Source organism: Aliidongia sp., assembly GCF_035943795.1.
Taxonomy (GTDB): domain Bacteria; phylum Pseudomonadota; class Alphaproteobacteria; order ATCC43930; family CGMCC-115725; genus Aliidongia.
This window is the reverse complement of record NZ_DASZBY010000085.1, coordinates 78,531-91,384: the sequence shown is the minus strand read 5'-3', so window position 1 is coordinate 91,384 and position 12,854 is coordinate 78,531. Positions and strand designations below refer to the sequence as shown.

Annotated in this window: 11 protein-coding genes; 5 read left to right on the top strand and 6 right to left on the bottom strand. The window is 65.9% G+C overall.

Going from position 1 to position 12,854, the window contains the following annotated elements; all coding sequences use genetic code 11:
• Positions 1–1,119 (bottom strand): peptide ABC transporter substrate-binding protein (locus VGV37_RS15640; RefSeq protein ID WP_326880620.1); only part of this gene is annotated, 1,119 nt, incomplete at its 3' end.
• Between the two features lie 194 nt (positions 1,120–1,313).
• Between VGV37_RS15640 and VGV37_RS15635 the strand changes: the two genes are divergently transcribed.
• From VGV37_RS15635 to VGV37_RS15620, 4 genes are all read left to right on the top strand, one after another.
• On the top strand, positions 1,314–2,216 hold the full coding sequence (locus VGV37_RS15635) for a DNA-3-methyladenine glycosylase family protein (protein WP_326880619.1): 903 nt from the start codon (positions 1,314–1,316) through the stop codon (positions 2,214–2,216).
• 1 nt (position 2,217) lies between these two features.
• Complete coding sequence (locus VGV37_RS15630; RefSeq protein ID WP_326880618.1) at positions 2,218–2,721, top strand: methylated-DNA--[protein]-cysteine S-methyltransferase; 504 nt, start codon at positions 2,218–2,220, stop codon at positions 2,719–2,721.
• A gap of 187 nt (positions 2,722–2,908) precedes the next feature.
• Positions 2,909–3,988 (top strand): hypothetical protein, encoded by a 1,080-nt coding sequence (locus VGV37_RS15625; RefSeq protein ID WP_326880617.1) that lies wholly within the window; start codon positions 2,909–2,911, stop codon positions 3,986–3,988.
• 83 nt (positions 3,989–4,071) lie between these two features.
• Positions 4,072–5,862 (top strand): YncE family protein, encoded by a 1,791-nt coding sequence (locus tag VGV37_RS15620; protein ID WP_326880616.1) that lies wholly within the window; start codon positions 4,072–4,074, stop codon positions 5,860–5,862.
• A 79-nt stretch (positions 5,863–5,941) separates the two neighbouring features.
• Here the strand turns inward: VGV37_RS15620 and VGV37_RS15615 are convergent, their stop codons facing one another.
• Positions 5,942–7,216, bottom strand: a complete 1,275-nt coding sequence (locus VGV37_RS15615; RefSeq protein ID WP_326880615.1) for a DUF1501 domain-containing protein — start codon at positions 7,214–7,216, stop codon at positions 5,942–5,944.
• A 1-nt stretch (position 7,217) separates the two neighbouring features.
• Positions 7,218–8,762 carry a DUF1800 domain-containing protein gene (locus tag VGV37_RS15610; protein WP_326880614.1) on the bottom strand — a complete coding sequence of 515 codons (1,545 nt, stop codon included), beginning with the start codon at positions 8,760–8,762 and terminating at the stop codon, positions 7,218–7,220.
• 432 nt (positions 8,763–9,194) lie between these two features.
• Between VGV37_RS15610 and VGV37_RS15605 the strand changes: the two genes are divergently transcribed.
• A complete protein-coding gene (locus VGV37_RS15605; protein WP_326880613.1) occupies positions 9,195–10,328 on the top strand; it encodes a serine hydrolase domain-containing protein in 1,134 nt (377 codons plus the stop codon).
• A gap of 15 nt (positions 10,329–10,343) precedes the next feature.
• Here VGV37_RS15605 and VGV37_RS15600 read toward each other — a convergent pair whose 3' ends face one another.
• The 3 genes from VGV37_RS15600 to VGV37_RS15590 all read right to left on the bottom strand — a co-directional run bounded on the left by VGV37_RS15600 (position 10,344) and on the right by VGV37_RS15590 (position 12,780).
• Entirely contained in the window at positions 10,344–11,159 is an 816-nt protein-coding gene (locus VGV37_RS15600; protein ID WP_326880612.1) for a transglutaminase family protein, read from the bottom strand.
• The gene (locus VGV37_RS15595; RefSeq protein WP_326880611.1) at positions 11,156–12,085 is read right to left on the bottom strand and encodes a transglutaminase family protein; all 930 of its coding nucleotides are present in this window, start codon (positions 12,083–12,085) and stop codon (positions 11,156–11,158) included. Before VGV37_RS15595 ends, VGV37_RS15600 begins: the two co-directional genes overlap by 4 nt.
• Before the next feature lie 164 nt (positions 12,086–12,249).
• Complete coding sequence (locus tag VGV37_RS15590; RefSeq protein WP_326880610.1) at positions 12,250–12,780, bottom strand: hypothetical protein; 531 nt, start codon at positions 12,778–12,780, stop codon at positions 12,250–12,252.
• Positions 12,781–12,854 lie beyond the last annotated feature (74 nt).

Genomic DNA, 12,854 nt, shown 5'->3' with positions numbered 1-12,854 from the left:
CAACGGATGGTCCGGACCATAGCCCGCGGTCGCCATCAGCTGCTTGGCGCGCGCCAGGCGATCGGCATAGGACGATGCCTGCCAGTCGTAGCTCTGCGGCGTATAGTCGGGCATCACCGTCGGCACCATCGCGTAGGCCGGCTTCTGGCCGCGCGGATCGATCTTGGTGACGATGGTCTGGCGGTCGACCGCGAGCGACAGCGCCTCGCGGATCCCCTTATGCTCGGCCAGTATGCCCTTCTTCATGTTGAAGAACAGGTACCACAGCCCGTCCGTGTCGCCGACGTGCAGTTCCGGCGCCATCTCCTTGCGGGCCCAGGCAAGCTGGCTCTTGGGCAGCGAGGCCCAATCCATCTCGCCCGCGCGATATTGCTTCACGCCGCGGTTCGGATCGTCGAGCGGGTAGTGCACGACCCGCTCGATCGCGACGTGGGCGGCGGCGTGGAACAGCGGATTTTTCGTCAGGACGATCTTGTCGTGCGGCTCCCAGCTTTCCAGCCGATAGGCGCCGTTCGACAGCATATGGCCGGGCCGGGTCCATTGGTTCGCCCATTTTTCAATGGCCGCGCGTGGCACCGGGGCGGCGCCCACGTCGGCGATCAGGAGCGGCAGGATCAGTTCCGGCTGGGCCAGATCGAAGCGCAGGGTCGTGGGATCGACTGCGACGACGCCCAGCTTGGTGATGTCCTTCTCGCGCCCGCTCGCGATCTCCTCGGCATTCACGACGCTGCGGATCTGGTCGAACTTGGCGGCGCCGGTCGCAGGATCGACCAGGCGACGCAGCGAATAGACCCAGTCGGCCGAGGTCAGCGGCGTGCCGTCCGACCATTGGGCGCCGGGGCGCAGGTGAAAGGTCCAGGTCTTCTTGTCGTCCGATACGTCCCAGCTCTCGGCGGCACCCGGCGAGGGGTGTCGATCGGCGTCGAGCGCGATCAGCGGTTCGAACAGGTCGCGGATCACGTTGGCTTCGGACAGGCCTGTGATCTTCTGCGGATCGAGCGATTCTGGCTCAGCCGTGTTCGGGCGCCGCAGCACGTTTTCCGCGGCACTTGCCGGCAGGATCGTGAGGGTGAGGGCGAGGAGGCTGGTCAGGAGGCCGAGCCGACGCGCAAGATTCATCCGGTCTGTGTTCCCTATCCGTGGCGACGGCCGGCGTCGCATGCCCAGTCGGCCGTTCGTCGTCAACGGCGGCGGATGGTGGCACAAGCCGTCCGCGTCACCAAGCAGTAACAAATGCAACTAATCTCGGAAGCGGTAACGACCATGTCCGAAAACCGCGAGACGGCCGCGTCCCTCCGGCTAGTATCGCGCCTATGAACGCTTCCCCCATCGTCCGCCTCGCGCTACCGGTCCATCACCCGTTCGACTGGTCAATCATCGCGGGTTTCCTGGCACCCCGCTGCATCCCGGGCGTCGAGGCCGTCGATGGCCTGGCCTATCGCCGGACCATCCTGCTGAACGGCCGGCACGGCACGATCGAGCTCGGTCCCGGTGCCGACGGCCTCGAGGTCGCGATCCGCTATCCGGATGCCACGGCCCATGCCGCGATCGCCGAACGGCTGGTGCGGCAGTTCGACCTGATGACCGACATCGCCGCCATCGCGATCCAGTTCGGCCGCGATCCGCTGCTGGCGCCGCTCGTGGCGCTGCGGCCGGGCCTGCGCGTGCCGGGCGCCTGGGATCCGTTCGAACTGGCGGTGCGCGCCATCCTCGGCCAGCAGGTCAGCGTCGCCGCGGCAACCACGCTCGCCGGCAGGGTGGCACTCTCCTACGGTGCGCCGTTGCAACTCGAGGACGGCGAGCCGCCACCGCCCGGCCTGTTCCAGGTGTTCCCGGATCCCGCCGCCCTGATCGGCGCCGATCCCGGCGTGCTGCGCATTCCGACCAAACGGGCCGAGACCATCGCCGGCTTGGCACGGGCGGCATTGGCCGAGCCGGCGCTGCTGATGGGCGGCCTGCCGCTCGGCCTGCTGGTCGAACGGCTCGACGCGCTGCCGGGCATCGGTCCCTGGACCGCCCATTACATCGCCATGCGCGCGCTGCGCGAGCCCGACGCCTTCCCGTCGGGCGACCTGGGCCTGCGCAAGGCGATGATCACGGCGGCCGGCCTGCCCAGCTTCAAGGAAATGGATCTGCGCGCCGAGGCCTGGCGGCCCTGGCGCGCCTATGCCGCCCTGCATCTGTGGATGAGCCTTGGCGGAGCGACGGGAGGCTGACATGACCGATCTCGATTTCGACCGCGTGCCGAGTGCGATCGGCGACATCCTGGTGGCGAGCGACGGTGCCGCCCTGGTGGCGCTCGACTATGCCGGCTACGAGGCGCGTATGAAGGCGCTTCTGACCAAGCGCTACGGTCCGTTCCGCCTGGTCGAGCGGGCCGATCCGCTGGGTGCCTCGGCCCGGGTCCGGGCCTATCTGGCCGGCGACTTCACCGCGTTCGACGACCTGCCGGTCGCAACGGGCGGCACGGAGTTCCAGGAGCAATGTTGGCGGGCGCTGCGCGCCATCCCGGTCGGCACGATCACGACCTACGGTGCACTCGCAGCCCGGCTCGGACGGCCCAAGGCCAGCCGGGCGGTGGGCTATGCCAATTCGCTCAATCCCGTCGCCATCATCCTGGCGTGCCACCGCGTCGTCGGCCACGACCGCGACCTGACCGGCTACGCCGGCGGGCTGGAGCGCAAGCGCTGGCTGCTGGCGCACGAAGGCGTCAGGATGTGAGGCTTCGCCTCTATCGGTCCGGCTTGGTAATGGAGTAGGGTTTTTCCGGCCCCGGAGCTTTCATCGAATCCCCGTCCCCGACGGGAGTGTGTCTCGCTTCATAGGATGCGCAGTGCGCGAAGGCGTACAACCGGGATCGCGCTTCATTGTGTCGAGCCGGCTCGCCCGGCTCCTCAGGAGGCATCCCATGACGTCGCAGCTGGATACCGATCCCCAAGCTTTTCTCGGCGCCGTGATTTCGCCGGCAGTGCGCCGCGTCGGCGCGAGACGGCGTGCCGAACCCGCTACCCTGCTGGATAACGCGGGCCATCTGCTGCGCTACGCCGTCGAGGCCGGGATCGACGTCGACGCGGACACTTCCCAGCGCATCATCCAGGCGCGGATCGAGGGCGATTCCGCGTGGAACTGCGCGGAGGCGGGCCGGCTGGCCTCGGCCATCATCAAGCTCGCCGCCCTCGTGCACCCGGTAACGGCCGAGACGTTGCGCGCCTGTCGCGAGCAAGCCTATACGACGATCCGAAACTATCGCGGCATGGCCTGCGCGCTCGCCGTCATCATCCTGCCGCTGTCGATGATCTCGTTCGTCTATACCGGGCTTTCCAATGCGGTGACCGCCGACCTGGCGGTCGCGAACCAGCTCGCGGTCAACCTGCATGCGCAGCTCAATACCTCGGGCGCACCGACTGCGAGCACCGCGGCGCTCAACAGCCTTCCAGACCTGCAGCAATATGCGGCGACGATCCGGTCGATCCGCGCGCGCACCAAGCAACTGGCTTGGTTCGTGCCGGTCGAATTCGAGTTCAGGGAAGGTCCCGCGGACGGCAAGGGCCGGCTGGAGCTCGACCCCTCGCTGTCCAACAGCGTCCCGGAACTGGTGAACAATCTCAACCGACTGACCGCCGCCTACCAGAACGTGCGGTCCGACGCCAAGTCGGTGCAGGACGCCGCCTCGCTGCTGTATGGTGCCATCAGCGCCTGCATCCTGCCGGTGCTCTATGCGCTGCTCGGTGCCTGTGCCTATCTGCTGCGGGTGTTTTCCGAACAGGTGGCGAGCCAGACCTTCCGGCCGACCTACGCGGCATCGGCCCGCTTCGTCATCGCCGCCATCGGCGGGGCGATCGTCGGCCTGTTCAATAATTTCTCGATCGGGCAGGGCGCCTCGCTGTCGCCGCTCGCCGTCGCCTTCCTGGTCGGGTACGCCGCCGACATCTTCTTCTCGTTCCTCGAAGGCTCCCTGCAGAACTTCCGGAAATCGAAGGCTCCTTGACGTCGAGGATGGACGCCGCCCCGAAAGCTCGCTACCTATCCGTTTAACCGGAAAGAGCCGGCAGATTGTGGGTTGGGGTAGGCATGCGAGTACTTTGCTTCGCGCTGGTCGTGTCGGTTTTGACGGCGATCTGCGGCACGGCCCGGGCACAGACCGGGCAGCCGCTCTATATCCTGAGCCAGGATCCTGGCACGGGGGCCAGGGCATTTCTGCTGGTTCCCACCGCCGGTCCCCAGGCCTTCACGGTCACCCAGCGCCTGCCGCTCGGCGGCACGCCCGACGATTTCGGCATCGACGCCACCGGAGCGATCGCCCTGGTGCGCGATACGGCGGCCAATAGCCTCGAGTATGTTGCCCTGACCGGAGATCTTGCCGGCACGGTGCTCGGCAAGACGACCGGACTCAGCACGCCGTCGGGGTTCACCGGCACGGCTGGCGACAAATTCCTGTACATCGCCAACCAGGCTGCCGATACGATCTCCGTCGTTCCGCTGCTGGGACCCCAGGTCAACCAGATCGTCGCCACGATTACCGGGTTCGACCAGCCGGAAGGGGTCGCAGCAGTGACCCAGTCGACCACTGCCGGCCTGGTCGATACGATCTATGTCGCGAATTCCGCCGCCAACACGGTTTCCGTCGTCGCGACAGCGGGGGCCGTGGGCAACGTGATCACCGCGACGATCCCTGTCGGTACGGGCCCGAGGAGCCTCGCCTGGAGAGGGGGGATCCTCTTTTCGCTCAACACGGGGTCCAACGACATTTCGGTGGTCAATCTCAGCCGCTCGACGGTGACGAACACGATCACGGGTGTGAACCAGCCGCGCTCGATGTTCTTCTCGCAGGACGGTACGACGCTCTATGTGCTTTCGGCCGCCGACAACGAGGTCGATGTCATCCCGCTCGCGGGCAGCGCCATTTATACGGTCACGTCGAGGATCCCGGTTGGCCGGAATCCGACCCAGGTCCGGGTTACCTCCGACGCCAGCGAGGCCTATATCGTCAACACAGGAGATAACACGATCTCGGTCTTCTCGCTCGTCACCAACACGGTCGAGCGGACGTTCGGCGGGCTGGGCGTGATCAAGGCGCACACCTTCGGCACCGTGCCGACCTCGATCGTGGGCGCGGTGCTGCCGGGGTCCCGCTCGGTCCGCGAGGACGGCACCGCGACGGTCTTCGCGACCCTGATCAATGGCGGCGCCAGCCTCGCCTCCGGCTGCCGGATCAACCTGCCTTCGGAGCAATCGGCACCGATCTCGCTGACCACGGTGGCGACCGATGCATTGACCAACAAAGTCGTGGGGGTACCGGACCGCCTGTTCCAGCTGTTCGGCGGCGAGGCCCAGACCTTCCTGCTGTCGTTCAAGGCCAGTGCCACCGTTCCCATGACGACGGTGCCGCTGCAGTTCTTCTGCTCCGGCATTGCGCCGGCGACTCTGGTACCGGGCGTGAACACCGTCGACCTCGCCTTCGGTGCGACCGCGACGACGGACGTGATCGCGCTCGCCGCCACCGCGTCGGGCGACGGCATCGTACGCATCCCGCTATCGGCGAACGGGGCGGCCTTCGCGGTCGCCAGTGCCAATGTCGGCGCGGCCGGCGCGCTGTCGGTCTCGGCCGATACCGGCGACGCTGCACTGCCGATCGCGCTGGGCGTCTGCCAGACCGATCCCACGACCGGCCAGTGCCTGGCTATCCCCGTCTCCTCGGTGCCCATCAGCATCGCTGCCGGCGGAACGCCGACTTTCTCGGTCTTCGCCACGGCCACTGCCGGCGTGGCCGCAGCCCCCGGCGCCCACCGAATCTTCGTGCATTTCCGCGACGGCAACGGCGTCTCCCACGGCGCGACCAGCGTCGCGGTGCAGACCGAGTAGTTCGCCTGCAAAGCGGTTTGGCGATGGTGCGGGGCGGTCTTGATCCTCGTCGCGTCCAGGGCTTTGGCGATGCTGGCTGTTACACGAAGCCCAGTCGCGGCATCGTCATGCCCAGCACGGCCGTCGGGTTCCCGCCCATGAAGCCGATCAGATCCGATATGACGTTGCGGAAATCGACCTGCATTGCGAGATTGCCATTGTCGTCCAGTTTGGTCAGATCCGGATAACGGCCATAGACGCCGCCATGCACCCGGTCGCCCAGCACGAAGCAGACGCTCGCGGCGCCATGGTCGGTACCGAAATCGAGATTGGCAGAGGGGCGCCGGCCGAAATCCGAGAAGGTCGCGATGACCACCTTGGACGAGGCGCCATGGGTCTTGAGGTAGTGGTAGAAATTGGATAACGAGGTGGACAGGTCGGTGAGCAGGCCGACCTGGGTCGGGTTCTGCGCCGAATGAGTGTCATAGCCATCCTGGGCCGCGAAATAGGCCCGGGCGCCGGCACCCCCGATGATCAGGCGGGCAATCTGCTGCAATTGCTGGTCGAGGTCGCTCTGCGGCGCCGGGTAGTCGCTGCCCGGCATTGCCGAGGCGATGTCCTGGACGCCATTCTCCAGCGCGCCGGCTCCCGTCGCCACCGCCCGGTCATAGGCCTCGACGGCGCTGGTCGGCGGCAGCGCCAGGATCTGCTGATAGGTCTGTAGCAGCTGATCCTGGTCGTCGCCGCCGCCGGTGCTGATGCCGAAATTGTCGATGGGTGTCGGCAGAACCAGCGCCTGCGTCGCGCGATCACTCAGCAACAGCGGCAGGTCGCCGCTGACCGAGATCATGCTGCCCAGACGCCCGGTCGCTCCGACGCTGTCCAAGGTGGTCGCAAGCCAGCCCGGCTGGCCGGTCGAGAAGGTGTTGATCGTGCCGGTCTGCCAGTCATATTGCCCGACTTCGTGATCGAGGCTGGCCACCTCGGCGAGCGGCAGCCCGACCCCGGCGACGACCGCCAGACGGCCGGCCGCATAGAGCTGGCGCATGGCGCCCATCGCCGGATTGAACGCATAGGTGCGAGCGGCACTCGCCGACACCGCAGGGTTGGCATCGAACGCGGTCGCGGCCAGGCTGGCCAGCGGAATGTCGAGGGCCGTCTCGGGGCTCGGCGGATCCGAGGGACGCCGAAGCTTTTTGTAGGCGCCATACTGGCCGAGCGGCACGACGGTATTGAGCCCGTCATTGCCGCCGGCCAGCAGGATGCTGACCAGGATCCCGTCGCTGCCGGCCGCTTGGGCGCTCATGCTGCGCAGGAAGAAAGGCGTTATGGCGAGGCCGCCCAGCCCCTTCAAGACGTGCCGTCGTGTCGTCATGTCAGTTCACCGCGTAAGAGGGCGAATTGAGCAGCAGCCAGAGGGCGCCGCGCAATTGGTCGTCGTCGGGCTTGGCGCCGAGATAGCTCGCCATGGTCTGCTGCAGAGCGGGCGTGCCGCCATCGACCAGGGCGTCGAGCAGATAGGCGGCGATCTTGGGGCCCGCCGTGGAGCCGACACGCGTGCGCAACGCCTGGATATCGATCAGGACATTGGCCGTGTCGTCGCTTGGCTTGCTTCCGGCCACGTCCGTGAAAGTCCCGGTGCGCTGCAGCACCAGGTTGGTATTGGTCAACGACGAAAGCTGGCCCGGCCGGTAGAAGGAAAAGACGCTGGGCGGGAAATAGGGCTCCTGCCCCAACAGCGTCAGCCAGCCGCCGCTCACCAGATCGTCGCCGGGTCCTTGCCCGACGCTTGGTCGCAGAACGCCCGGCAATTGGCGCAATGCCCCCAGGACCAGTTCGACCGGCTGCTTCGGCATCGAGCGATAGGTCGTATTGAACTCCGGGTGGTGGGCGATCGCCCAGAGCACGTTCGCGAGCTGGTTCGGGTCGTCGAGATGAGCGTTCCACACCTGGACAATGTCGGCGATATAGCGGGGGCTGGGCGCCTCGGTGACGAAACGCTGCAGCAATTCGCGCACCTGGAAGGGCGCCACCGACGGCTGGCGCACCAGAAAATGAATGATCGCGGTCATGCAGGTCGCATTGCTCGGCACCTGCACGGTCTGGCCCATGATCTGGCGCGCGCCCGGATAGTGGCTGCGCGGATCGAAGCTGACGGCGAAGCCGGTATTGGGATTGGGATCGCTGTCGTTCCAGACCACGTTGAAGCCGGTCATGGCCAAGGCCACCTGCTGCACGTCGGCCTGGCTGTAGTTGGGTAGCGGATTGCCATTGGGTCCCGGGATCACGGAACCGTCCGCATTCAGACGATCCACACCCATGAGATAGATCTGCATCAGCTCGCGGGCGAAATTCTCGTTCGGGATCGGGGCCGCGTTGCCGTCGTTGTCGAGCCAGATCAGCATGGCCGGCTCCGCGGCGACGGCCGCCACCAGCTGCTCGAAATTGCCGAGCCCGCCATTGCGAAGAACGGTCTCGTAACGCGACATCATCGCCTGGTCGTGCACTTTTTCGTCGCCGATGGCGAAGTGATCGATCCAGTGCAGCACCAGCTTCATCTGCACCTGGCGCAGGCTGCGCACGGCGCGCTGGATGAAGCGGCGCTCGTAGGCGAATTCATTGGGGATGGTGCCGTCTGGATTGGTCGTCGTCGGCTCCGGCTCCAGGCTGGCGATCGCCGCGGAATCGTCGATGCCGGACGGCGTCAGCTGAGCACGAAGCCAGACGTCGCTCCCGGCCGCAGCCACGGCGGAGACCGTGGCCGGCGACGCCGAGAAGGCCAGGCGGCGCAGCAGATGTTGAACCTGCGCCCGCGCCGTGGGTGGTTGATCGGCAATTGCAGGTGGCGGATTCGCGAGCCCGACCACCATCGATAGGGCGACGCCCATCCCAGCCGATAAGCGTAGGCGAATTCCAGTCATGGGAATTTCTCCTGAGCCATTGATTGTAATTTCTCCGGCTTCTATTTTGCCGGTCGAACTCAATGTTCAGGTCGTTTCGTGTTTTTATATTTATCGGTAGTTGGTCATTATGTCTATCTCAGAATATATAGATTCCGATATATATTTATATATTACTTCATGAATTTATTTAATAACCAAAATTCGTGCTCGAGATCCTTCGTCCGATCGCAAAACTCGAGAGCACGATGCTTTGCGATTGATCAGCCCGTTCCGGGCGACGCAGTCTCTCATTCTTTTGAAAGGTGAGACCCGGTGGCACACACCATTGCCGGGCATCGTAACATCGAGCCGACAGTCGAATTCCAATCTCGGGCCTTGCATCGTTCAGGCGGTTTTGCCGAGGATGCGGCGGGCTCCTTACAAGCCTCGACCGCGTTCCAGGAAAACCAGATGCCGCACAGCTATGTACCCACCGCCGATCTTTCCTGGGAGACCGCGGCGCCCGAAGCGGCCGGTTTCGATGCCAGGCGGTTGCAGGACGCGATCCAGTTCCACCGCTCGCACGAGACGTCCTGGCCGCGCTCGATGTATCTGCCCGACGGGCGCTATGTCGGCGTCGCCGATATCGGCGACAAGCCGGAACATGCGGCGGTGATCGGTCCGGTGCGGCCGCGAGGCGCGCCGAACGGGCTGATCCTGCGCGGTGGCAGGTTGGTGGCGGAGTGGGGTGACACGCGTAACGCCGACATGACTTTTTCGATCGCGAAGAGCTACCTCGGCATCCTTGCCGGTCTCGCCCTGGCCGACGGGCTGATTGCTGCGCTCGACCGTCGGGTGGCCGAGGATGTGCCGGGACCCTGGTTCGCATCGCCGCAGAACGCGTCGATTACCTGGCGCCATCTGCTCCAGCAGACCAGCGAATGGTCGGGGGAATTGTGGGGCAAGCCGGATTCGGCGGATCACAACCGGGTCGTGGGCGGTGGCGCCCGCGTCGTTGCGGCCAAGGGCGAGGCCCGCGCCATGCGGGCGCCGGGCGAGTTGTTCGAATATAACGACGTACGCGTCAACCTGTTGGCCGCCTGCCTGACCCACCGCTTCGGCCGGCCGTTGCCCGACGTGCTCAAGGAACGGGTGATGGATCCGATCGGCGCCTCCGCCGATTGGGAATGGCACGGTTATAGCGACGCCTTCGTCGACCTCGACGGCAAACGGCTCCGCTCGGTTTCCGGCGGCGGCCACTGGGGCGGGGGCATGTTCATCGGCAGCCGGGACCATGCGCGCATGGGGTTGCTGATGGCGCGCGACGGGCTCTGGGGCGAGCGACGCATTCTGCCGGCCGGCTGGGTCCAGGCGATGCTGACCCCCTCGCCGCACAACGATCAGTATGGCCTGATGTGGTGGCTGAACGGCGGCCCTGACGTTCGCTATCCGAGCGCCACCGCCGACAGCGTATTCGCCCTCGGCGCCGGAGCCAACGTGGTCTGGGTCTCACGCGAACTCGACCTGGTCCTGGTCGCCCGCTGGATCGACCGTGCCGGCATGGACGGCCTGTTCGGCAAGGTCCGGGAGGCATTCACGGGCTGAAGAGGGCGACCCCGGCTACGCAGAAGCATCCTCGGGCTCGCAGCGCACGTCGAAACTCACCAGCGTGCTTTGTCCGAAGATGTTGCTGAGCGCCACGTCGGCGGCGTCGCGCCCGCGGGCCATCAGTACCCGGCCGATGCGCGGTACGTTGTTGCGCGGGTCGAAAGTTTGCCAGGTGCCGCCGACATAGGCCTCGAACCAGGCGGCGAAATCCATGGTGCCCCAGGGCTTGGGCGTGCCGACGTCGCTGATGTAGCCGGTGCAGTAGCGCGCCGGGATGTTCATGGCGCGACACAGCGCCACCGCCAGATGGGCGAAGTCGCGGCATACGCCGCGGCCTTCCTGGTAGGCCTCCCAGGCGGTCTTGGTCGGCCGGGCGTACTGGTAACCGAAGCCGATATGGCCGAAGACGAAGTCGCAGATCGCCTGGACCCGTGCGGCGCCGGGCGCCGAATTTCCGAACATCTGCCAGGCGACGTTCGACAGGAGGTCGGTTTCGCAATAGCGGCTGCCCAGCAGGAACACGAGGCATTCGTCTGGCAGGTCCTCGACCGGCGACTGCCAGCCCTCGGCCGGGCGGGCTTCGGGCTGGTCGGACACTTCGAACAGGGCCGTGGTGGTCAGCGAGATCCGGCCCGGCGGTGCCACGATCCGGGCGCACAGGTTGCCGAATCCGTCGCGATAGTGCCGGATCGCGACCGGTGGATCGGTCATCAGCAGGTCGGCGACCAGCACGTCCTCGACGCGAGAGAAGTGCGTGTTCAGCATCAGCATCATCGGCGTCGGCTGCGGGCTGTCATAGGTCAGGGCGTACCCTACGCGGAGCTTCACCGGCCTGGACTTTCTTCTGTGACGCTGACCGTGACGTCGAGCCCCTCGAACGCACCGGCCGCGCCGTGCCAGGTGCCCCAGAGCGGCAGGGCCTGGTGATGGTCCCAGGCGACCGCGACGCGGATCAGATGTCGGTTGCCGACGATGCTGTTCGTCGGATCGAAATCGACCCAGCCGGCGCCGGGCAGATAGATCTGCAGCCAGGCGTGGGTGGCGCCGCCGCCCTGGGTCGTGTCGAAATCGGGCACGAAGATGTAGCCGCTGACGAAACGGGCCGCGAGGCCCAGCGACCGCGCCGCCTCTATCATCAGTACCGCGAAATCCCGGCAGCTGCCGCTGCGGCGGCGCAGGGTCTCGGCCGGATGGTTGACGCCCTTCTCGGCGCGGCGGACGTAGGTGAAGTCGCGCCGGATCGCCTGGGTGATGGCGCGCAGCAGCGTCATGGTGCCGGTCGAGCCGCCGGGCGGCAAGAACGACCAGGCCCAGGCATCGACGTCTTCGTCCGGATAGTGCCGGTTGCGCGCCTTGACCAGGTCCGAGGCCTCGGCGTTGGTATAGACGAACGGATAGATCGCGGCGTAGCGCTCCAGCGCATAGTCCGGCGCCGGCGACTCGAGATGCTCCAGCGTCACCAGGCTTTCGAACCGCAGCTCCGCCGCCTCCGCCTCGAAGCTGGCGACGGCGACCGAATTGTCGAACACGTCGTGCAGCCAATGCAGCCGGGAGGGGGCCGGCGTGATCTCGAGATCGGTCGCGACCAGGCGCAGGTCGTGGCTCGCGCGCGGCCGGAACATCATGCGATGCTCGCCGAACCCGACCGGCTCTGAATAGCGGTAGGTACTGACGTGCCGCACGGTGAACCGTTTCGGCTCCACGACCGGGCGGGGTAGCGACGCGAGGCCCCCAGGCCCGTCCAAGATGCTCATTGCCACTCTTCCCATCGTTCCGCCGCGCACTCGGGCGACCCCATACTAAGGTGCCAGCGGGGCGAAAGGGTCCGGGAATTCGACGGGGGCGGTTGCCGAGGATGCAATAAGGCGGGCGGGCCGGGCTTTATGCGGCAAATATGTTGCAGTGCGAGGTCGCAGGGTTACCTCGCCCAGCGGGCGATGTCGCCGACGAAATTGTTGCCTTGCTGCATCCACCCCGCGTTCCAATTGGCAAAATTGACGAACGATACGATCTGCGCGCCATAGGCGCCTCCCGCGAACGAGCGGCGATAGTGCGAGACGATGGCCTGACCCGCGCCCATGGCCGATGCCCAGACATCGTCCGTCCGAGGATTCATGACGTCGATCAGGCGACAGGCATGGGCGAGGCTGTCATCGCCATCGCCCCAGACGTCGATGTGCCCCGCCTGGTGGCCTGCTGGCAGCTGGATGAATGCGTTCCTTTGGCCCCATTCGATCATCCGCTGCTTGGTCTGCGAGGTCGAATGATGATTGTTGAAGGCGAAGTCGAAGCAATTGACGAATTGCTGATTCGCGAATTTCTTGAAGATAGATCCCGCTAGCGCCGCCTGGACTGTATGGTCGTCTTGTCCGAAGTCGATCACCCCTCGAAAGAAATTGGGATTGCTCCGATGGATGTCGCGCGCTTCCGCGACCGGCAGTTCGGGCATGGCTCGATCCATTTGTGCGAGAATGAAATCAACCCTGCATTGTCGTCTTCATGAAAAATCGAGTCAACATCGAA